The sequence below is a fragment of the Inquilinus sp. YAF38 genome, from assembly GCF_052113205.1.
GTDB lineage: Bacteria > Pseudomonadota > Alphaproteobacteria > DSM-16000 > Inquilinaceae > Inquilinus.
The window spans coordinates 26544-48010 of the sequence record NZ_JBFRCU010000046.1 but is presented as its reverse complement, the minus strand read 5'-3'; the positions used below and the strand labels follow the sequence as shown (position 1 = coordinate 48010).

19 protein-coding genes and 1 tRNA gene are annotated in these 21467 nt (G+C 69.3%); 16 read left to right on the top strand and 4 right to left on the bottom strand.

Annotation, left to right across the window (positions count from 1 at the left end):
• Positions 1-8 precede the first annotated feature (8 nt).
• The 5 genes from fdhF to AB4Z01_RS20575 all read left to right on the top strand — a co-directional run bounded on the left by fdhF (position 9) and on the right by AB4Z01_RS20575 (position 5422).
• Positions 9-2855: a formate dehydrogenase subunit alpha gene (gene fdhF, locus AB4Z01_RS20595; protein ID WP_441696865.1), complete on the top strand. Its 2847-nt coding sequence runs from the start codon at positions 9-11 to the stop codon at positions 2853-2855.
• Between the two features lie 2 nt (positions 2856-2857).
• The gene (gene fdhD, locus AB4Z01_RS20590) at positions 2858-3697 is read left to right on the top strand and encodes a formate dehydrogenase accessory sulfurtransferase FdhD (protein ID WP_441696863.1); all 840 of its coding nucleotides are present in this window, start codon (positions 2858-2860) and stop codon (positions 3695-3697) included.
• Entirely contained in the window at positions 3694-3909 is a 216-nt protein-coding gene (locus AB4Z01_RS20585) for a formate dehydrogenase subunit delta (protein WP_441696860.1), read from the top strand. Before fdhD ends, AB4Z01_RS20585 begins: the two co-directional genes overlap by 4 nt.
• Positions 3910-3997: 88 nt before the next feature.
• Positions 3998-5068, top strand: a complete 1071-nt coding sequence (locus tag AB4Z01_RS20580) for a DUF2252 family protein (RefSeq protein WP_441696857.1) — start codon at positions 3998-4000, stop codon at positions 5066-5068.
• Positions 5069-5092: 24 nt separating this feature from the next.
• The gene (locus tag AB4Z01_RS20575) at positions 5093-5422 is read left to right on the top strand and encodes an L-rhamnose mutarotase (RefSeq protein ID WP_441696854.1); all 330 of its coding nucleotides are present in this window, start codon (positions 5093-5095) and stop codon (positions 5420-5422) included.
• Positions 5423-5707: 285 nt separating this feature from the next.
• Here AB4Z01_RS20575 and AB4Z01_RS20570 read toward each other — a convergent pair.
• Both AB4Z01_RS20570 and AB4Z01_RS20565 read right to left on the bottom strand, forming a co-directional pair.
• Positions 5708-5784 (bottom strand) — tRNA-Pro (locus tag AB4Z01_RS20570).
• 65 nt (positions 5785-5849) lie between these two features.
• Positions 5850-6854, bottom strand: a complete 1005-nt coding sequence (locus AB4Z01_RS20565; RefSeq protein WP_441696889.1) for a polyprenyl synthetase family protein — start codon at positions 6852-6854, stop codon at positions 5850-5852.
• Positions 6855-7010: 156 nt separating this feature from the next.
• Between AB4Z01_RS20565 and AB4Z01_RS20560 the strand changes: the two genes are divergently transcribed.
• From AB4Z01_RS20560 to glyS, 7 genes are all read left to right on the top strand, one after another.
• Positions 7011-7229, top strand: coding sequence for a putative signal transducing protein (locus AB4Z01_RS20560; RefSeq protein WP_441696851.1), 219 nt, complete (start codon positions 7011-7013; stop codon positions 7227-7229).
• Entirely contained in the window at positions 7222-7962 is a 741-nt protein-coding gene (locus AB4Z01_RS20555; protein ID WP_441696848.1) for a tRNA1(Val) (adenine(37)-N6)-methyltransferase, read from the top strand. The genes AB4Z01_RS20560 and AB4Z01_RS20555 overlap by 8 nt, the downstream gene beginning before the upstream one ends.
• Before the next feature lie 83 nt (positions 7963-8045).
• The gene (locus AB4Z01_RS20550; RefSeq protein ID WP_441696845.1) at positions 8046-8885 is read left to right on the top strand and encodes a S49 family peptidase; all 840 of its coding nucleotides are present in this window, start codon (positions 8046-8048) and stop codon (positions 8883-8885) included.
• An 8-nt stretch (positions 8886-8893) separates the two neighbouring features.
• Positions 8894-9118 (top strand): hypothetical protein, encoded by a 225-nt coding sequence (locus AB4Z01_RS20545; RefSeq protein ID WP_441696842.1) that lies wholly within the window; start codon positions 8894-8896, stop codon positions 9116-9118.
• Positions 9084-9314, top strand: coding sequence for a hypothetical protein (locus AB4Z01_RS20540; RefSeq protein WP_441696839.1), 231 nt, complete (start codon positions 9084-9086; stop codon positions 9312-9314). Before AB4Z01_RS20545 ends, AB4Z01_RS20540 begins: the two co-directional genes overlap by 35 nt.
• 333 nt (positions 9315-9647) lie before the next feature.
• Complete coding sequence (locus AB4Z01_RS20535) at positions 9648-10529, top strand: glycine--tRNA ligase subunit alpha (RefSeq protein ID WP_441696837.1); 882 nt, start codon at positions 9648-9650, stop codon at positions 10527-10529.
• A gap of 11 nt (positions 10530-10540) precedes the next feature.
• Positions 10541-12718, top strand: coding sequence for a glycine--tRNA ligase subunit beta (gene glyS, locus AB4Z01_RS20530; RefSeq protein WP_441696834.1), 2178 nt, complete (start codon positions 10541-10543; stop codon positions 12716-12718).
• Between the two features lie 103 nt (positions 12719-12821).
• On the opposite strand, the gene AB4Z01_RS20525 is transcribed toward glyS, so the two are convergent.
• Positions 12822-14162 carry an amidohydrolase family protein gene (locus AB4Z01_RS20525; RefSeq protein ID WP_441696831.1) on the bottom strand — a complete coding sequence of 447 codons (1341 nt, stop codon included), beginning with the start codon at positions 14160-14162 and terminating at the stop codon, positions 12822-12824.
• 671 nt (positions 14163-14833) lie between these two features.
• Between AB4Z01_RS20525 and ppdK the strand changes: the two genes are divergently transcribed.
• The 4 genes from ppdK to murB are packed head-to-tail and all read left to right on the top strand — an operon-like array spanning position 14834 to position 20179.
• Positions 14834-17509 carry a pyruvate, phosphate dikinase gene (gene ppdK / locus AB4Z01_RS20520; RefSeq protein ID WP_441696828.1) on the top strand — a complete coding sequence of 892 codons (2676 nt, stop codon included), beginning with the start codon at positions 14834-14836 and terminating at the stop codon, positions 17507-17509.
• Positions 17509-18423: an alpha/beta hydrolase gene (locus AB4Z01_RS20515; RefSeq protein ID WP_441696825.1), complete on the top strand. Its 915-nt coding sequence runs from the start codon at positions 17509-17511 to the stop codon at positions 18421-18423. Before ppdK ends, AB4Z01_RS20515 begins: the two co-directional genes overlap by 1 nt.
• Positions 18420-19130: a DUF1194 domain-containing protein gene (locus AB4Z01_RS20510; protein WP_441696823.1), complete on the top strand. Its 711-nt coding sequence runs from the start codon at positions 18420-18422 to the stop codon at positions 19128-19130. Before AB4Z01_RS20515 ends, AB4Z01_RS20510 begins: the two co-directional genes overlap by 4 nt.
• Before the next feature lie 38 nt (positions 19131-19168).
• Positions 19169-20179: a UDP-N-acetylmuramate dehydrogenase gene (gene murB / locus AB4Z01_RS20505; protein ID WP_441696820.1), complete on the top strand. Its 1011-nt coding sequence runs from the start codon at positions 19169-19171 to the stop codon at positions 20177-20179.
• A 9-nt stretch (positions 20180-20188) separates the two neighbouring features.
• Here the strand turns inward: murB and otnK are convergent, their stop codons facing one another.
• Entirely contained in the window at positions 20189-21460 is a 1272-nt protein-coding gene (otnK, locus tag AB4Z01_RS20500) for a 3-oxo-tetronate kinase (protein ID WP_441696818.1), read from the bottom strand.
• Positions 21461-21467: the final 7 nt, after the last annotated feature.

Genomic DNA, 21467 nt, shown 5'->3' with positions numbered 1-21467 from the left:
GCCACCCGATGGCTCTCGTGACGGAACAGGATTTCGGGACCCCGGCGCGGATCTCGCCCAACCTGGTGACGCTGGAAATTGACGGCGAGGCCGTGACCGTGCCCGCCGGTACCTCGGTGATGCGCGCGGCGGCCGAGATCGATACCGCGATCCCGAAGCTGTGCGCGACCGACAGCCTGGAGCCCTTCGGCTCCTGCCGGCTCTGCGTCGTCGAGATCGAGGGGCGGCGCGGCACGCCGGCCTCCTGCACCACGCCGGTCGAGCCCGGGATGAAGGTGCGGACGCAGACGCCGAAGCTGGCGAAGCTTCGCCGGAACGTCATGGAGCTCTACATCTCCGACCACCCGCTGGACTGCCTGACCTGCGCCGCCAACGGCGACTGCGAGCTGCAGGACATGGCCGGCGTCGTGGGCCTGCGCGAGGTGCGCTACGGCACTGACGGCGCCAACCACCTGGTCGGCGAGAAGGACACCTCCAACCCCTATTTCACCTTCGATCCGACCAAATGCATCGTCTGCTCGCGCTGCGTCCGGGCCTGCGAGGAGGTGCAGGGCACCTTCGCGCTCACCATCAACGGGCGAGGCTTCGGCTCCTTCGTCTCGGCCGGCCAGGATGACGGCTTCAAGGAGAGCGAGTGCGTCTCCTGCGGCGCCTGCGTCCAGGCCTGCCCGACCGCGACGCTGATGGAGAACAGCATCATCGAGGCCGGCCAGCCCGAGCACTCGGTGGTCACCACCTGCGCCTATTGCGGCGTCGGCTGCGCCTTCAAGGCCGAGATGCAGGGCACCGAGGTGGTGCGGATGACGCCGTACAAGGACGGCAAGGCCAATCACGGCCACAGCTGCGTCAAGGGCCGCTTCGCCTGGGGCTACGCGACGCACAAGGATCGGATCACCAAGCCGATGATCCGCAAGCAGATCACCGATCCGTGGCGCGAAGTGTCGTGGGAGGAGGCGATCGCCTATGCCGCCTCCGAGCTGAAGCGGATCCAGGCCACCTACGGCCGCGATTCGATCGGCGGCATCACCTCGTCGCGCTGCACCAACGAGGAGACCTACCTCGTCCAGAAGATGATCCGTGCCGGCTTCGGCAACAACAATGTCGACACCTGCGCCCGGGTCTGCCACTCGCCGACCGGCTACGGCCTGGGCCAGACCTTCGGCACCTCGGCCGGCACCCAGGATTTCGACAGCGTCGACGAGAGCGACGTGATCGTGGTGATCGGCGCCAACCCGACCGATGCCCATCCGGTCTTCGCCAGCCGGATGAAGCGCCGGCTGCGCGAGGGCGCCCGGCTGATCGTGATCGATCCGCGCCGCATCGACCTGGTGAAGTCGGCCCACATCAAGGCCGACCACCACCTGCCGCTGAAGCCCGGCACCAATGTCGCGGTCGTCAACGCGCTGGCGCATGTGATCGTGACCGAGGGGTTGGTGGCGGAGGACTATGTCCGCGAGCGTTGCGACATCGCCGAGTTCTCGCGCTGGGCCGAGTTCATCGCCGATCCGCGCCATGCGCCGGAGGCGGTGGAGAGCCTCACCGGCGTGCCGGCGGCCGAGGTGCGGGCGGCGGCGCGGCTCTATGCCACCGGCGGCCGGGCCGCGATCTATTACGGCCTTGGCGTCACCGAGCACAGCCAGGGCTCGACCATGGTCATGGGCATGGCCAACCTGGCGATGCTGACCGGCAACATCGGCCGCCGCGGCGTCGGCGTGAACCCGCTGCGCGGCCAGAACAACGTGCAGGGCGCCTGCGACATGGGCTCCTTCCCGCATGAGTTCACCGGCTACCGCCACGTCTCCGACACGAACACCCGGCAGCTGTTCGAGGCCATGTGGGGCGTGCCGCTGTCGGCCGAGCCGGGCCTGCGCATCCCGAACATGCTCGATGCTGCGGTCGAGGGCACCTACAAGGGCATCTACATCCAGGGCGAGGACATCGCCCAGTCCGATCCGGACGTGAAGCACGTCACGGCCGGGTTGGCGGCGATGGAATGCGTCATCGTCCAGGACCTGTTCCTGAACGAGACCGCCAGCTATGCCCATGTCTTCCTGCCCGGCTCCTCCTTCCTCGAGAAGGACGGTACCTTCACCAATGCCGAGCGGCGGATCAGCCGCGTCCGGCGCGTCACCCCGCCCAAGGCCGGCTATGCCGACTGGGAGGCGACGATGATGCTGTCCGAGGCGCTGGGCTACAAGATGGGCTACACCCATCCCAGCGAGATCATGGACGAGATCGCCCGCACCACCCCGACCTTCAAGAACGTCTCGTATCAGCGGCTGGACGAGCTCGGCTCGGTGCAGTGGCCGTGCAACGACGCGGCGCCGGAAGGCACGCCGATCATGCATATCGATCGCTTCGTCCGCGGCCAGGGCCGGTTCATGATCACCGAGTTCGTGCCGACCGAGGAGCGCACGGGCCCGCGCTTCCCGCTGGTGCTGACGACGGGGCGCATCCTCAGCCACTACAATGTCGGCGCCCAGACCCGGCGTACCGACAACGTCGCCTGGCATGAGGAGGATTTGCTGGAGATCCACCCGACGGATGCCGAGAATCGCGGCATCCGCGACGGCGATTGGGTGGCGCTGCACAGCCGGTCGGGCGAGACCAGCCTGCGGGCCAGGATCTCCGAACGGATGCAGCCGGGCGTCGTCTACACCACCTTCCACCATGCCGAGACCGGCGCCAACGTGGTCACCACCGACTATTCCGACTGGGCCACGAACTGCCCGGAATACAAGGTGACGGCGGTGCAGGTGCGGCGGGTCAACCACCTGTCCGACTGGCAGATCGGCTATCGCGAGCTGCGCGAGAAGACGATCCAGATCGCGCGTCCGCAGGAAGCGGCGGAGTAGCCATGGCCCTGCCTCCCACCGACCTGCGCGTGCCGGCCCGGCGGCTGACCCGGGACGACTGGGCCGAGCCGGTGGAGGAGGTGGTCGCGGTCGAGGTGCCGGTGGCGCTGGTCTATAACGGCCTGTCCTACGCCGTGATGATGGCGTCGCCGGCCGATCTCGAGGATTTCGCCCTCGGCTTCAGCCTGACCGAAGGCCTGGCCGACACGCCGTCCGACCTGACGGTCGAGGAGGTCGTGGGCGACGAGGAGCGCGGCATCGAGGTGCGGATGGCGCTGCGGGGCGCGCAGTTCTCCCAGATGCTGCAGAAGGTGCGGACCATCACCGGCCGCACCGGCTGTGGCATCTGCGGTACCAGCGACCTCGACACCCTGCATGGCCGCAAGCGCCGCGCGCCGAAACCGATCGAGGTCGAGCGGGCGGCGGTGCGCCGGGCGCTGCGCGACCTCGACGGGCTGCAGGATATCCGCAGCCGCACCGGTGCCGTCCACGCCGCCGCCTGGGCCGACCGCGAGGGCCGGATCCGGCTGGTGCGCGAGGATGTCGGCCGGCATAACGCGCTCGACAAGCTGGTCGGCGCCCTGGCCCGCGCGGACATCGATGCGGGGCAGGGGGTCTGCGTGATCACCAGCCGCTGCAGCTTCGAGATGGTGCAGAAGACGGCCGCGGCGGGAATCCCGATCCTGGTCGCGATCTCGGCGCCGACAACGCTGGCCATCGACACGGCAAAGGCCGCCGGCGTCACCCTGATCGCCTTCGCCCGCGGCGACGGTATGACCGCTTACACCGATTTCTCTCCCCTGCTACCAGTCCCCCTTCTTCCGACCAGGGTCGAAGCATGAGCGGCAGCGCCGACAAGATCACCCGCATGGCGAACCAGATCGCCAGCTTCTTTGCCTCCTATCCCCAGGAGGAGGCGGTGGCCGGCGTGCGCAAGCATATCAAGGATTTCTGGGAGCCGCGGATGAAGGACCAGATCCGGGCGCAGGTGGCGGCGAAGAATGCCGAGCTGAGCCCGCTGGTGGTCGAGGCGGTCGAGACGCTGCCGCGCTGAGCAACCCGTTGGGGAGCGAAGCCGTGCGCGGCGGTGGACGGCAGGCCGAGGCCGACTATGATGTCGGCCGGGCAAAGCCGGGGGCCGCATGGGGTCGATCACCGCGTCGGTCAAGCGCTACGAGGTCTGGCTCGAGGAGCAACTCGGCCGGCAAGTGGTTCAGGCCGACCTCGACCGCAAGCATCGCAAGATGGAGGAGAGCGATTTCCTCTTCCTGCGCGCCACCTGCTTCCGCTGGACCGAAACCGCGCATGAGCTGTGCCCCGGCCTGATGGAGACGCCGCGCGTGGTCGCGGTGGGTGATGCCCATATCGGCAATTTCGGGCTGTGGCGCGACGCCGACGGTCGCCTGATCTGGGGCGTGAACGATTTCGACGAGGCGGCGGAGACGCCCTATGCCCTCGACCTCGTCCGCCTGGCTGCCAGCGCCGTGCTGGCGCGCGGCCGTGACCGCTCGGTCTCGACCGACGAGATCTGCGCCGCCATCCTCGGTGGCTATGTCGAAGGCTTGCGGGCACCAGCCGCCTTCGTGCTGGAGCGCGGGCATCTCTGGCTGCGCGACGTGGTGCTGGCCAGCGACGAGGAACGCGAGCGGTTCTGGTCGGCGCTGGAGCAGCTGCCGCGCGCCTCGCCGCCGCGGGCCTATCGCGACGTCCTGGCCGCGGCCATGCCCGATTCGGATCTGACCATGGCCACCGCCCAGCGCGTGGCGGGGCTCGGCAGCCTGGGCCGGCCGCGCTGGGTCGCGATCGCCGACTGGCATGGCGGGCCGGTGGCGCGCGAGGCCAAGCCGCTGCTGCCCTCGGCCTGGTCCCTGGTCCAGGGGGGCGACCGCAAGCTGCGCTTCGCCGAGATCGCCTTCAGCAAGTTCCGCATCGCCGACCCCTGGCTGAAGCCGCGCAAGGGCATCCTCGTCCGCCGGCTGGCGCCGAACAGCCGCAAGCTCGATTTCCCAGCCTTGGCCGATCCCGGCCTGATGCGCCGCCTGCTGACGGCGATGGGGGCGGAGCTGGCCAATCTTCACTCCGCCCGCCGCTCGCGCGCCCGCGCCGTCGCCGAGGATCTCACGACGCGCAAGCCGGCCTGGCTGCGCGACGCCGCCGGCAGGGTGGCTGAGGCGACGCGGCAGGACCGGGTCGCGTGGCGGGGCCGACGCTGAAGAAGATGGAATAGGGAGAAGGCGATGCAGCGCATGGGCATGTGCATCCGGCTGAAGCCGGAGACGGTGGCGGAGTATCTGCGGCTGCACCAGGCCGTGTGGCCGGAGGTGCTGGCCATGATCAGCGCCTGCCACATTCAAAACTACTCGATCTTCCTGAAGCAGCCGGAGAACATCCTGTTCGCCTATTGGGAGTATCACGGCGTGGATTTTGCCGCCGACATGGCGCGGATGGCGGCCGACCCGAAGACCCGGGAGTGGTGGGCGCTGTGCTCGCCGTGCCAGGAGCCGTTCGAGACCCGGGAGGCGGGGGAATGGTGGGCGATGATGCCGGAGGTGTTCCACCACGACTGATGCTCGGTGCCCCGCCCGTGAATCGCTCGTGAAATGGGCAATTCCGCATCGCGGAATTCCGATGCAGCCCTCCCATATGGGGGTGTCGGGACCCCGTCGGATCAAAGATAGTCCGACTTACCACCTCGACCCGGTCGGGGTGGCCGGCGAAGGCTTCGCCGGACTGACTCCATTGCTCCACTTCAGGGCCGGCCCGCACCGCAACCGGGCCGGCCTCTTTTATCCGGGGCAGGAGGCACAAAAGGAAACGGCGCCTCGGGAGGGSGCCGTCGAACCGGTTGGAAATGGTCGGAGTGAGAGGATTCGAACCTCCGGCTTCTACGTCCCGAACGTAGCGCTCTACCAGGCTGAGCTACACTCCGTTGCACCGGCGGTTGGGCTTATAGCGAGACTGGCGGGGGGCCGCAAGGCCTGTGTCGCAGTTCCGTCAGAAATCTCGCTCGACCACGAACTCGACCACGTCCTCCAAAGCCTCGCGCATCGCCGAGGCGGGCAGGAGGCGGATCGCCCGGATTGCGTTCTCGGCATGAACCCGCGCGGCCGCCATGCTGTCGGCCAGAGCGCCGTGGCGCTGCAGCAGGGCCACCGCGTGATCGAGATCCTCCTGCTCGGCCTGCTCGCCATCCTCCAGCGTCCGGCGCCAGAAGCCGCGCTCCTCCTCGCTGCCGCGCTCCATGGCCAGGATCACCGGCAGGGTGATCTTGCCCTCGCGGAAATCGTCGCCGATGGTCTTGCCCAGGCGGGCCTGGCGGGCGGAGTAGTCCAGCACGTCGTCGACGATCTGGAAGGCGATCCCCAGCTCGGTGCCGAAGCTGCGCATGGCGGCGCATTCGGCCGGGCTGCGGTCTGCCACCACCGCGCCGATCTCGCAGGCCGCGGCGAACAGCTCCGCCGTCTTGGCGCGGATGATCCGCAGATAGGTGTCGCGGCTGGTCACTGTGTCATGCGCCGCCGACAGCTGCAGCACCTCGCCCTCGGCGATCACGGCCGAGGCGTTGGCCAGGATGCGCAGCGTGTCGACCGAACCGTCCTCGACCATCACCTGGAAGGCGCGGGAGAACAGGAAGTCGCCGACCAGCACGCTGGCCTGATTGCCGAACACCACATTGGCCGAGGCCTGGCCGCGGCGCAGGTCGCTCTCGTCGACCACGTCGTCATGCAGCAGGGTGGCGGTGTGGATGAACTCGACCGCGGCGGCCAGGCCGACATGGCGCTGGCCGCGATGGCCGCACAGTCGGGCCGAGGCGAGGGTCAGGACCGGACGGATGCGCTTGCCGCCCGAGGCGATGAGATAGCCGGCCAGTTGCGGGATCAGATCGACCGAGCTCTGCATCCGCTGGAGGATCAGGGCGTTCACCGCCTCCAGATCCTCGGCGACGAGGGCCGTCAGGCGGTCGAGCGCGCCGGCATCGACGGTCGGCTCCGGCGGCAGGGACTCGGCTCTCGTCGCTCCAAGACTGGCGGTCAAGCCTGGCTCCTCAACATCCACATTCCGATCTCCGGCACCGGCCTGCAGCGGGGCAGCGATCCGGACCGGATTGTGTCACCATGACGCTTGTGTGCGCTGCATAAACGAGAAATGGGCCCCGTGAAAGAGCTTCTGCGAACCAACGACCCGGTCCGGCTGTCCTTCCTGACGGCGCTGCTGACCGATGCCCGGATCGAAAGCGTCATCCTTGATATGCACACATCCGTGCTGGAAGGGAGCCTGGGCATCTTGCCGCGCCGCCTGATGGTGGCGGTCGATGACTGGGCCAAAGCGCGGTATGTCCTTCAATCCGCGGGGGAAAGCCTGCCGGATGCCTGAGGCGGAGCGCGCGGCCGGCGAGGACCGGCTGCTCGATGGGCGGGTCCGCCTGCTGCAGCCGCGGGACGGCTACCGGGCCGCGATCGATCCGGTGCTGCTGGCCGCCGCGGTGCCGGCGATGCCCGGCGAGTGGGTGGCCGATCTCGGCTGCGGCGTCGGCGCGGCGCTGCTCTGCCTCGCCGCGCGTTGTCCGGCGGTCATGGTCACCGGGGTCGAGCGCGATCCCGGCCTGGCGACGCTGGCCCGCGAAAATCTCGGTCTGAACGGGCTGGCCGGGCGCGCGGCGATCGTCGAGGGCAGCGTCGCCGACCCGATCCCGGGCGCGCCCTTCGATCGGGTGATGATGAACCCGCCCTTCCTGCCGCCGGGCCGTGGCCGCGCCTCCGCCCATCCGGTCAAGGCGGCGGCGAATGTCGAGGACGGGCTCGACCTGGCCGGCTGGGTCGCCGCCGCGGCGCGGGCACTGAAGCCGCGCGGCTGGCTGACCTTGGTCCATCGCGCCGACCGGGTCGACGAGATCTGTGCCGCGCTGCGGCCCGGCTTCGGCGCATTGACCCTGTTCCCGCTCTGGCCCCGGACCGGGGAGCCGGCGCGGCGGGTGCTGGTGCAGGTGCGGCGGGGTGGCCGGTCGCCCGCGGTGCTGGCGGCGGGGCTGGTGCTGCACGAGGCCGATGGCGGCTACACCCCGGCGGCACAGGCGGTGCTGCGCGACGCGGCGCCGCTGGCGCTCTGACGCAGCGGACCTTTTGAAATTGAGGCCTGACGGGCCATATGCTGCCCCGTATCGTGCGGCAATCACCGATCGAGAGCGCATCCATGGGCCTCCTGTCCCGACTTCCCTTGTTCGGCCGTGGCGACGGGCCGCTGGTCACCGTTCTGCCGCTGCGCGGCGTGATCGGGGGTGGGCGCGGCTTCCTGGCCCAAGGCCTGTCGATGGAGAAGCTGGCGCGCCCGATCGCCGCCGCCTTCAGCCCCAAGCGACTGGCCGCGGTGGCGCTGCTGGTGAATTCCCCGGGCGGGTCGCCGGTGCAGTCTTCGCTGATCGCCCGCCGTATCCGCGACCTGGCGGAGGAGAAGAAGGTCCCGGTCTACGCCTTCGTCGAGGATGTCGCCGCCTCGGGCGGCTACTGGCTGGCCTGTGCCGGCGACGAGATCTGGGTCGACGACAGCTCGATCATCGGCTCGATCGGTGTGATCTCGGCCGGCTTCGGCTTCCAGGACGCGATCGCCCGCATCGGGGTCGAGCGCCGGATGCACACCGCCGGCACGCGCAAATCGATCCTCGACCCGTTCCAGCCGGAGCGGCCGGAAGATGTGGCCAAGCTGGAGGAACTGCAGCGCGAGATCCACGCCGCCTTCATCGCCCATATCCGCGCCCGGCGCGGCGGCCGGCTGACGGCGGATGACGCCACTTTGTTCACCGGCGAATTCTGGACCGGCGCCAAGGGCCGTGCCCTCGGCCTCGCTGACGGCATCGGCCATCCCCATGCCGTGCTGCGCGCCAAGTTCGGGCCGAAGGTGCGGCTGAAGCTGGTGCAGCAGCCCACCGGCTGGCTGCGCCGCCTGACCCGGGCTGACAGCTTGGCCGCCGCCGCTGTGGACAGCGCGGTCGGCGCGGTGGAGGATCGGCTGCACTGGTCCCGCTACGGGCTGTAAGGACGTCAATGCTCAGCAAGATCCTCGTCGCGATTGCGCTGGTGGTCGGCGTGCTCTGGCTGATGGGCATGGCCCGCCGCGTCGGCGTCGCCCGCGATACGGCGGCGCGGCGCGATGCGCTGTCGCAGCAGCACCGCGCCCGGAAGGCGCAGAAGCGCACCGAGGACCTGGTCCGCTGCCCGAATTGCGGCGCCTATCATGCGGATGGCCTCAGCCACCGCTGCGATGGGTGACGTCATGGCAAGAGGACAATCTGCCGATCAGGAGCGTGCCGAGTACGACGCCTGGGTCGACGCCGAGCTGGAGCAGAGGTTGCGCGAGGCCGACGATCCGGCCACGAAATGGATCCCGCATGAGCAGGTCGTGGCTGAGACCAGAGCCTTGATCGACCGCATCGCCGAAACGCTCGCGGGCAAGCGCAGGCAGTAGGTCGGGATCGCGGGACCGGCCATTTTCTCTGTCATTGCCGGGCTTGACCCGGCAATCCAGGGGCCACCGAGAGCCGCTTTGGCAGCCCCTGGATCCTCGGGTCAAGCCCGAGGATGACATTAAAAATAGAAGGAAGACTGCGCACTGCATCCTATGGCTGCGCAATGAATTACTATGTGACTATCTCCCAAGAACCGTTCCTATCCCCGTCAATGCCTGATGCTGCCTGGCGTTGGCGCAGGGCCGCCGACGTCACAAAATGGGACGCCGCTGCTTGAAGCCTCCCTCCCGGCGCCCTATGGTGCGCGGCCTCACTCCAGCGCCAGCCGAGACATGCAGACGGTCGCCCCACCCCCGAAGAGTTTCCAGGAGATCATCCTGCGGCTGCAGAATTTCTGGGCCGCCCAGGGATGCCTGATCCTGCAGCCCTACGACATGGAGGTTGGCGCCGGTACCTCGCACCCGGCGACGACGCTGCGCTCGCTCGGTCCCGACCGGGTCTGGAACGTGGCCTATGTTCAGCCCTCGCGCCGGCCGAAGGATGGGCGCTACGGCGAGAACCCGAACCGGTTGCAGCACTACTACCAGTTCCAGGTGCTGATGAAGCCGGCGCCGGCGGATGCGCAGGAGTTGTACCTGCAGAGCCTCTACGCCCTCGGCATCGACCCGGCGCTGCACGACATCCGCTTCGTCGAGGATGACTGGGAGAACCCGACGCTCGGCGCCTGGGGCCTCGGCTGGGAGGTCTGGTGCGACGGCATGGAGGTCACCCAGTACACCTATTTCCAGCAGGTCGGCGGCATCGAATGCGACCCCGTGCCGGTCGAGCTGACCTATGGGCTCGAGCGGCTGGCGATGTACCTCCTGAACGTGAAGAGCGTCTACGACCTGCCGTTCAACGACCCACAGACACCGGGCGCCAAGCGGTACGGCGAGGTGTTCCTGCGGGCCGAGCGGGAATACTCGGCCTATAATTTCGAACACGCGGACACGGCCATCCTGCTGCAGCACTTCAAGGATGCGGAGCAGGAGTGCAAGGCGCTGCTGGAGCGCCGCCTGGCGCTGCCGGCCTATGACCAGTGCCTGAAGGCCGGACACAATTTCAACCTGCTCGACGCCCGCGGCGTGATCTCCGTGGTCGAGCGCGCCGCCTATATCGGCCGCGTGCGCGACCTCGCCCGGGCCTGCTGCCGACTCTGGCTGGACGCGGCCTGAGGGGGGCTGACATGGCTGAATTCCTGCTCGAACTCTTCTCCGAGGAGATCCCGGCCCGCATGCAGGCGCGGGCCGCGGAGGACCTGAAGTCCCTCGTGACCGACGCGCTGAAGGCGGCCGGCCTGGCCTTCGGCCGGGCCGAGGCCTTTGTCACGCCGCGGCGCCTGGCCCTGGTGGTCGACGGCCTGCCGGCGGTGCGGCCCGACGTGGTCGAGGAGCGCAAGGGGCCGAAGGTCGACGCGCCGAGCCAGGCGATCGACGGTTTCCTGAAGGCGACCGGGCTGACGCTCGACCAGTGCGAGCAGCGCGACACGCCGAAGGGCAAGGCCTGGTTCGCCAGCCTGACCATCCCGGGCGGCCCGACCGCGGACCTGCTGCCGGAGGTGATCCGCAAGGCGATCCTCGGCCTGCCCTGGCCGAAATCGATGCGTGCGGCGGAGCAGGTGGTGCGCTGGGTGCGCCCGCTGCACCACGTGCTGGCGCTGTTCGACGGCCAAGTGGTGCCGTTCCGCTACGACCTGCACAAGCCGGACATCGACGGCTCGGGCGAGTGGGCCAAGGAGGCTGTCGGCTCGACCGTCGGCCATCGCTTCCTGGCGCCCGGACGGATCGCGGTCAGCGGGTTCAACGACTATCGGGCCAAGCTGCTCGACGCCTATGTCCTGCTCGATCGCGAGGAGCGGAAGGCGCTGATCCGCGAGCAGGTCGAGGCCCAGGCCAAGGCTGCGGGCCTCGCGCTGCGCGACGATCCGGGCCTGCTGGAGGAGGTGGCGGGGCTGGTGGAATGGCCGGTGGCCCATTTCGGCCGCATCGACGACGCCTTCATGGCGGTGCCGGAGGAGGTGCTGGTCACCTCGATGCGCACGCATCAGCGCTATTTCGCCCTGGAAGGGGCGGACGGCAAGCTGGCGCCGCGTTTCGCCGTGGTCGCCAACACCGAGACCAGGGACGGCGGCGCCACGGTGATCGACGGCAACGAGCGGGTGCTGCGCGCCCGCCTGTCCGACGCCAAGTTCTTCTGGGACCAGGACCGCAAGACCCCGCTGGAAGACCGGGTGAAGAGCCTCGAGCCGATCATCTTCCACGCCAAGCTGGGCAGCGTGGCGCAGAAGGTCGAGCGCATGGCGGCGCTGGCCGCCTGGCTGGCGCCGAAGCTCGGCGCCGATCCGGCACAGGCCGACCGCGCTGCGCGGTTGGCCAAGGCCGATCTCACCACCGACATGGTCGGAGAGTTCCCTGAGTTGCAGGGCCTGATGGGCCGCTATTACGCCCTGGCCCAGGGCGAGGACCCGGCGGTGGCTGACGCGATCGCCGACCACTATAAGCCAGTAGGGCCGGGCGACCGTTGTCCGACTGCGCCGGTCTCGGTCGCCGTGGCCCTGGCCGACAAGCTTGACACCCTGGCCGGCTTCTTCGCCATCGACGAAACGCCGACCGGCAGCCGTGACCCCTATGCACTGCGCCGCGCCGCGCTCGGCGTGATTCGGCTGATTGTGGAAGGTGGATATCATCTAAATCTAAAGGACATTCTGCGATTTGCTCATCACCAGCATCCAGTTTCAAAGCATCATCTGAAGGATGATATGGTGAAGGGAAGCAGTACTTCGACGCTGAGGTACGCGTCTGATCCTTGGTATCCAGAGGGTGTTCTGCAATTTATTCTGAGTAGATTGAGATTCTCCGATGCTGCCAAATCATACCGACACGATGTTATAGAAGCTGTCCTTGCACTGGCCGAGGAGGATGACGTCCTGCGGCTGCTGGCCCGAATCGAGGCTTTGCAAGCATTTCTCGATGGCGAAGATGGCTCGAACCTCCTGACGGCCTATCGGCGCGCGCGCAATATCGTCCGAATCGAGCGCAGGAAGGATGGTGGCGTCGAGGCTGAGGCTGATGAACCAAAGTTCTTCGGTGAGGTCGATCCCGCCCGCTTCGCGATGGCCGAGGAGCGGGCGCTGTTCGAGCGGCTGGCGGCGGATGCGCAGCCGTTGCGCGCGGCCCTGGTGGTCGGCGACTTCGCCGGGGCGATGACCACGCTGGCCGGCTGGCGGCCCGCGGTCGACGCCTTCTTCGACGCAGTGCTGGTCAACGACCCGGACCCGGCGCAGCGCCGCAATCGCCTGGCGCTGCTGGAGGATCTGGCGCGGTCGATGGACGCCGTCGCCGATTTCTCGAAGGTCGAGGGGTAGTCGGTAAATTGTAGGTTGGGTTCGCCGAGGCGAACCCAACACCCATCCGCCGGCCCCGATGTTGGGTTCGCCGAGGCGAACCCAACCTACGCGTCGATACCGCTCAGCTCTCCGGGAAGGCCTGCCGCCGGCCGTCGGCCTTGTGGACGACGCCGTGGCGCATCACGAAGTCGACCGTTTCCATCCGCGTCACGTCGTCGAGCGGGCTGCCGGCGACCGCAATGATGTCGGCATCCTTGCCGGCTTCGATCACGCCGATCGAGCCGCGGCCCAGCGCCTCGGCGGCGCTGACGGTCGCCGCCTTCAGCGCGTCGACTGGGGATAGGCCGGCCTTCACCATCAGCGCGAATTCGCGGGCGTTCTCGCCGTGCTTCGACACGCCCGTGTCGGTGCCGAAGGCGATCTTCACGCCCGCGGCGATGGCCTTGGAATGGCTGGCGAAGGCGACCGTCGCCGCTTCCTCGGCCTTCGGCAGCACCGCCGGCGGCAGCACGCCGGCGCGCGCCTGTTCCGCCGCCGTCACCGGGGCGATCATGGTCGGCACCAGCCAGGTGCCGTGCTCCTTGAACAGCGCGATCGCCTCGTCGTCGAGGAAGGTGCCGTGGTCGATCGTGTCGACGCCGGCCCGGATCGCCGCCTTGGTGCCGGCGGCGGCATGGCTGTGGGTCGCCACCCGGCGGCCGAGGCCGTGCGCCGTGTCGACGATCGCCTTCATCTCCTCGTCGGTCATGGCGCGGCCGAGGCCGCCCGAGACGTTCGAGAGCACGCCGCCCGTCGACATGTATTTGATCACCTGGGCGCCGAGCGCCACCTGCTCGCGCACCGCGCGCCGGCAGTCGTCGGGACCGTCGCAGGTGTTGGTGTTGTGCTGGTGCAGGGCCTCGGCAAAGAGCTCGGCGACGCCGTTGCCGGAATCGGCATGGCCGCCCGAGACCGAGATCGCGTTGCCCGCATTGACGACGGTGGGACCTGCGATCACGCCGTTCTCGATGCCCTGGCGCAGCGCCCGCATGCCGCGGGCGTCGCCGCCGAGGTCGCGCACAGTGGTGAAGCCGGCTTCCAGTGTCACCCGCGCATTCGACAGGGCGTACAGCATGTCGTCGACATCGTCGCGGTTGAGGTCGGTCATCCGGTCGGTGACCGGATCGCCGCCGATGCCCCAGAGATGGACATGCATGTCGACCAGCCCCGGCATCACGAACCGGTCCTTCAGGTCGACGATCCGGGCGCCCGGTTCCGTCTCGGCGTAGCCGTCGCGCAGTTCGGCGATTTTGTCGCCGCGGATGATGATCGTGCTGGGCCCGCGCGGTGCCTCGCCGGGCTTGGCCAGCAGTGTGCCGGCATGGATGAAGGTGACCTTCTGACTTTCAGGCGCGGTCTGTGCCGCCAGCGGCAGGGTCGCCGACAGGATGGCGGCAGCGACCGCCAATGCGAATCGATTCATAAGATTCTCCTCCCATTTCCGAATGACGATAGGCGGGCCGGGCGCCACGCTCCACTGGTTTCTGGGCAGCGCCCCTCTTCGAGGTCTGGGCCGGGCAGGGCATGCCTCACCAGGCGGTGCAGACCGAGGAATCCTTCACCGGCGGCTACCCCTAGCCTGTGAGGGCGTGATCGATCCGCGTGGCATTCCGTGGCGCGGGGCGGCACGCCCGCAGCGAGATCTGCCAATGACGGACAGATTCATGCGCGCTTGATATAGAGACGGATAGAGTCGGCATTTCTGGGTCGTGCACCATGAACTTTGCTTATCAACTATGCCCGCATATCAAATGCGTGCCGGTTTCCGTCTTCGCCCTTAGCAGTCCGGAAATCGCCCATGTTGCGTCGCAAAAAGATAAAACTCTGAGGAATTCAGCGGCTTTTCCGCGCTTGACTTCATCACCTCGCTGCGCTGCAAGACACGGAACACGCACGGGGATCGAACCGTTGTTCCCGCTGCGCTGGATCGAGGCGGAGGTATGATGATTCCGACCGCAAGGGCTCTGGCAGGCGGCCGTCTGCCCGTTGCCTGTCCGAATGCCCGGTCGGGGGCCGGCGTACCGCTTCCGCTGTTTCCGGTCTAAGATCGGGACCAACAGCTCCCACGAACGCCAAGGCGGAGAATCGAACGAAATGACCAAATGGGTCTACGGCTTCGGGAACGGCAAGGCGGATGGCCGTGCCGATATGCGCAACCTGCTTGGCGGCAAGGGTGCCAATCTCGCCGAGATGAGCGTTCTGGGGCTGCCGGTGCCGCCCGGCTTCACCATCACCACCGAGCTGTGCACCTATTATTACGACCACGGCCGGACCTATCCGGACGAGCTGACGGACCAGGTCCAGGCCGCGCTCGGCCAGATTGAAGCGATCGTTGGCGCCAGGTTCGGTGACAAGACCAACCCGCTGCTGGTCTCGGTCCGCTCCGGCGCGCGCGCCTCGATGCCGGGCATGATGGACACGGTGCTCAATCTCGGCCTGAACGACGAGACCGTCAGCGGCCTCGCCGCTCGCACCGGCGACGAGCGCTTCGCCTATGACAGCTACCGCCGCTTCATCCAGATGTATGGCGACGTGGTGCTGGGGGTGGAGCATTACCGCTTCGAGGACGAGCTCGAGGGCATCAAGCGCGAGCGCGGCGTGTCGCTGGACACCGAGCTGACGGCCGCGGACCTGAAGATCCTGGTCGACCGCTACAAGGGCGTCGTCCAGACCGATCTCGGCCAGCCCTTCCCGCAGGACCCTAAGGACCAGCTGTGGGGTGCGGTCGGCGCCGTGTTCGGCTCCTGGATGAACCAGCGCGCCATCACCTACCGGCGCCTGCATGACATCCCGGCCAGCTGGGGCACGGCGGTCACCGTCCAGGCCATGGTGTTCGGCAACATGGGTGACGACTGCGCCACCGGCGTCGCCTTCACCCGCAACCCGTCGACCGGCGAGGACGCCTTCTACGGCGAGTATCTGGTCAACGCCCAGGGCGAGGACGTGGTCGCCGGCATCCGCACGCCGCAGAACCTGACCAAGGTGTCGCGCGAGCAGGCGGGCAGCGACCTGCCCTCGATGGAAGAGACGATGCCGGAGACCTTCCGGCAGCTCTGCGACATCCGCGACCGGCTGGAAAGCCACTATCGCGACATGCAGGACATCGAGTTCACGGTCCAGCAGGGCCGGCTCTACATCCTGCAGACCCGCAACGGCAAGCGCACCGCCGCCGCGGCGCTGCGCATCGCGGTCGAGCTGGCCGAGGCCGGCGTGATCGACCAGCGCGAGGCGGTGCGCCGGGTCGAGCCGCAGGCGCTCGACCAGCTGCTGCATCCGACGCTGGACCCGAAGGCCAAGCGCGAGGTCATCGCCAAGGGCTTGCCGGCCTCGCCCGGCGCCGCCTCCGGCAAGATCGTGCTGACCGCGGACGAGGCCGAGACCCAGGCCCAGATGGGCGACAAGGTCATCCTGGTGCGCGAGGAGACCAGCCCCGAAGACATCCACGGCATGCATGCCGCCTCCGGCATCCTGACCACCCGTGGCGGCATGACCAGCCACGCGGCGGTGGTGGCCCGCGGCATGGGCCGGGCCTGCGTCTCCGGTGCCGGCGAGCTGCGCATCGACCTTAAGGCGAGGACTATCTCGGTCGGCGGCGTCACGCTGAAGGCCGGCGACGTCATCACCATCGACGGCGCCGCCGGCGAGGTGATGAAAGGCGAGGTGCCGACCGTGCAGCCGGAGCTGTCGGGTGACTTCGCCAAGCTGATGGGCTGGGCCGACGAGGTCCGGCGGATGAAGATCCGCACCAATGCCGAGACCCCGCTCGACGCCCGCACCGCGCGCAAGTTCGGGGCCGAGGGCATCGGCTTGTGCCGCACAGAGCACATGTTCTTCGAGGCCGACCGCATCACCGCCGTGCGCCGCATGATCGTGGCCGAATCGGTGGATGCGCGGAAGGCGGCGCTGGCCGAGATCCTGCCGATGCAGCGCCAGGATTTCGTCGAGCTGTTCACCATCATGAAGGGCCTGCCGGTCACCATCCGGCTGCTCGACCCGCCGCTGCACGAGTTCCTGCCGCGGACCGAGGAGGATCTGGAGGAGGTCGCCCGCATCGCCGGGGTCGATCTCGGCCGGGTGCGGCACCGCACCGCCCAGCTGCACGAGAGCAACCCGATGCTCGGCCATCGCGGCTGCCGCCTCGGCATCTCCTTCCCGGAGATCTACGAGATGCAGGCGCGGGCGATCTTCGAGGCGGTGGCCGAGGTCAAGACCGCGTCCGGCGAGACGGTGACGCCGGAGATCATGATCCCGCTGGCCTTCTCGAAGAAGGAGCTCGACATCCTCAAGGCCGCGATCGTGGCGGTGGCCGCCGCGGTGGAGACGGAGAAGGGGCTCAAGCTCGACTACCTCATCGGCACCATGATCGAGCTGCCGCGCGCCGCGCTCAGGGCACATGAGCTGGCGGAGACGGCGGAGTTCTTCTCCTTCGGCACCAACGACCTGACCCAGACCACCTTCGGCATCAGCCGCGACGATGCCGGCACCTTCCTGCCGGACTACACCCGCGCCGGCATCCTGGAGCACGACCCCTTCGTCACCCTCGATCGCGACGGGGTGGGCGAGCTGGTGTCGCTGGCGGTCGAGCGTGGCCGCAAGACCCGCCCGGACATCAAGCTCGGCATCTGCGGCGAGCATGGCGGCGACCCGGCCTCGATCCATTTCTGCGAATCGGTCGGGCTCGACTACGTCTCCTGCTCGCCCTACCGGGTGCCGATTGCCCGCCTGGCCGCGGCGCAGGCGGCGCTGAAGGCCGAGGTGAAGGCCGAGTAGTGGACCTCGCCGCCGCGCCCCGCACCGATGTCCTGACGACGCCGGACGGGGCGCGGCTGCGCTGGGGCGCGTGGCCGGAGCCGGAGGGGCGGGTGCGCGGCACCGTGCTGGTCCTGAACGGCCGCAGCGAGTTCATCGAGAAGTATCGCGAGACCGCGGGCGATCTGATCGCCCGCGGTTTTCGCGTCTTCGGCTTCGACTGGCGCGGCCAGGGCCTGTCGTCGCGCACGCCGGTGGGCGACGAGACCGGCCATTACGACAGCTTCGACCCGCTGGTGCGCGACGCCGCTCTCCTGATCGACCAGGTGGTGCGGCCGGCGGGGCAGGGGCCGCTGATCCTGCTCGGCCATTCCATGGGCGGGCACCTGGCGCTGCGCCTGCTGGCAGACCGGCCGGACCTGGCGGGCGCGATCCTGACCGCGCCGATGGTCGTGCCGATCGCCATGCCAGCGATGCAGCGCGTGGCGCGCCTGCTGTCGCCGATGGCGGCCTCCTTCGGCCGCGGCCGCCGCTACGCCCCCGGCGAGGGCGGCTATGACGCGCAGCGGCTGCTCGATCCACGGCGGCTCCTGTCCAGCGACCCGGTGCGCAACCGCATCCAGGCCGACTGGTTCCGCGACCATCCGGACTACCGTGTCTCCGGCATCACCTGGGGCTGGCTGGCGGCCGCCTTCCGGTCGTCGGCGGCAATCGAGCGGGAGGCGCCGTCGATCCGGGTGCCGGTGCTGATGCTGCTGGCCGGTCAGGAGCGGCTGGTCGACAACGCGGCGTCCCGGCGGGTCGCCCAACGGATGCCGCAGTGCCGGGTCAGCGTCTATCCGGACGCCCGGCACGAGATCCTGATGGAACGCGACGACATCCGCAGCGCCTTCTGGCGCGACGCCGACGATTTCCTGGCAACGCTGGCGCCATGAGGCGGCGGCATTTCGCCGGCTGGCTGGCGGGCGCGCTGCTGGCCCGGCCGATGCTGGCCGCGGCCCAGAGTCCGGTCCCCGAGCCGCAGCCCCCGGTGGCGCCCGTGCCACAGCCGGTCGATCTTGAGCTGGTCCTGCTGGTGGACGCCTCGGCCAGCATCACCACCGGCGCGCTGGAGTTCCAGCTGCGCGGCCACGCCGCCGCCTTCCGGGACGAGAAGGTCAAGGCGGCGATCGCCGCCGGCCCCGGCATCGCGGTGACGCTGGCCCGCTTCGACGGCCCGCGGTCCCTCAAAGTGCTGCTGCCCTGGCGCCGCCTGGCCAGCGCCGCCGATGCCGATGCCTTCGCCGAGGCGGTACTGGCGGCGCCGGCGGGGCAGGAGGCCGGGTCGACCGCGATCGGCAGCGCCGTGCTCGACGCGCTCGAGCTGTTCAAGGGCAGCGGCTTCGACAGCCCGCGCCAGACCATCGACATCGTCTCGAACGGCTTCTCCAACGCCGGGCTCGACCCCGCGCTGGCCCGCGATGCGGCGGAGACGGCCCATGTCACGGTCAACGCGCTGGTCATCCTCGACGAATACGACTGGCTCGAAGGCTATTACCGGCAGCAGGTGATCGGCGGCATCGGCGCCTTCGTCCGCACCGCCGAGGGCCGCGACAGCTTCATCCAGGCGCTGATCGCCAAGCTGATCGACGAGATCGTGTGAGGTTGCCCGCCGGCCGGCCCCGCCCTAAAGCTTTGCCCATGTACCAGATCCTGACCGACCACCCGCTGCAATCCGCCAACAGCTTCGGCATCGCCGCGCGCAGCCGCTATGCCGTGGAGATCCGCGCCGAGGCCGACCTGCCGGCGGTTCTGGCGGATCCGCGCTTCGCCGGGCTGCCGCGCCGGCTGCTGGGCGGCGGCAGCAATGTCGTGCTGACCGGCGATTTCGACGGGCTGACGCTGCTGATGCGCATCCCCGGCCGGCGGCTGGCGGCAGAGGGTGCCGAGGCGGTGCTGGTCGAGGCCGGGGCCGGCGAGGTCTGGCACGAGCTGGTGGCCTGGACCATCGCCGAGGGCCTGCCGGGGCTGGAGAACCTGGCGCTGATCCCGGGCACGGTCGGCGCCGCGCCGATCCAGAACATCGGCGCTTATGGGGTGGAGCTGGAGGAGCGGTTCGACAACCTGCGCGCCTTCGACACCGCGACCGGCGGCTTCGTCACGCTCGACCGCGCGGCCTGCCGGTTCAGCTATCGCGACAGCCTGTTCAAGCGCGAGCCGGAGCGCTGGATCGTCACCGCCGTCACCCTGCGCCTGCCGCGGCCCTGGACGCCGGTGACGGCCTATCCCGACCTCGCGCGGGTGTTCGGCGACCGGACCGACGTCACGGCGGCGGAGATCTTCGATGCGGTGGTGGCGGTGCGGCGGCAGAAGCTGCCGGACCCGGCGGTGATTGGCAATGCCGGCAGCTTCTTCAAGAACCCGATCGTGCCGGGTGCGCAGTATGACGACCTCGCCGCGTCCTTCCCCGGCATCGTCGGCTATCCGCAGCCGGACGGAAGGGTGAAGCTGGCCGCCGGCTGGCTGATCGACCGCTGCGGCTGGAAGGGGCGGGCGGTCGGCCAGGCGGCTGTACATGACCGGCAGGCGCTGGTCCTGATCAACCGCGGCGGCGCCACCGGGGCCGAGATCCTCAACCTGGCCCGGCAGATCCAGACCGACGTCCGCGCCACCTACGGCGTGGCCCTGGAGCCGGAGCCGGTGATCCTCTGAAGCGGTGCCCTACGGCATCGCCTTGAGCGCGTCGGCGAAGAAGTCAGGGCCGCCGAAATTGCCGGATTTCAGGGCCAGCACCATCGATGGCTCGCGGCCGACGGTGAGCAGCACCGGCACGCCAGGGGCGATCTCGGCGCCGATGCGGAAGGCGGGCAGGGCCAGCGCGTCGACCACGGCGCCGGAGGTCTCGCCGCCCGCCACCACCAGGCGGCGCACGCCGGCTTCCACCAGGCCCAAGGCGATCCGCGCCATCGCCTGCTCGATCGCGTGGCCGGCGGCGTCGCGGCCGAGCTTCTGCTGCACCGCCGCCACCTGCTCCGGCGGGGCGCTGCTGGCGATCAGCACCGGCCCCTCGGCGCGATGCCGTTCGGCCCAGGCCAGGGCCCGCCCGACTTCGGCGGGATCGCCGGCCAGCGCTTCCGGGTCGAGGCGCAGGACGGGCATGCTCCGCTCCGCCGCCGCGATCTGGCCCAGCGTCGCCTGCGAGCAACTGCCGGCCAGGATCGCAGCCGGGCCGCCGATCGGCGCCGGTGACTGGCCCGCACCCGAAGCCGTGATCCGGCCGCCGGCCACCAGCGCCCGGGCGATGCCGAGGCCGAGGCCGGAGGCGCCGGTCGAGACCGGCTGGTCCAGCGCCACCACGCCCAGAGTCTCCAGGTGGCGGTCCAGCACCGCATCGGCGATGACCGCTCCGGCGCCCTCGGCCGCGCGCTGCCCGAGGGCATCGCGCACCGCCTGGGGACCGGCTTCGACCGTGGCCAGGGGCAGCAGGGCGACCGGCGCCTTGCTCTGCCGGGCCAGCACGCGGACCAGGTTCGAATCCCGCATCGGGTTCAGCGGGTGGTCCTTCAGCGGGCTCTCATGCAGCGGCACGGCGCCGACGAAGAGATGGCCGAGATAGACGGTCCGTCCGGTCTCCGGGAAGGCGGGGGTGACCAGGGCCGGGCCGGCGCCGATCTCGGCCCGCAGCGCGTCCGTCACCGGGCCGATATTGCCGGCATCGGTCGAATCGAAGGTCGAGCAGATCTTGAACAGCACATGGCCGGCGCCGCGGCCGCGCAGCCAGCGCGCGGCCGCCAGGCTGCGCTCCACCGCATCGGCCGCCGGGATCGACCGGCTCTTCAGCGCCACCACCACGGCGTCGACAGCGGGCAGTTCGAGGTCGTCGCGCGGCACGCCGATGGTCTGGACCGTGCGCAGGCCCGCCTTGGACAGGGTGTTTGCCAGGTCGGAGGCGCCGGTGTAGTCGTCGGCCACGCAGCCGAGCACGAGGGTCATCGTCTCC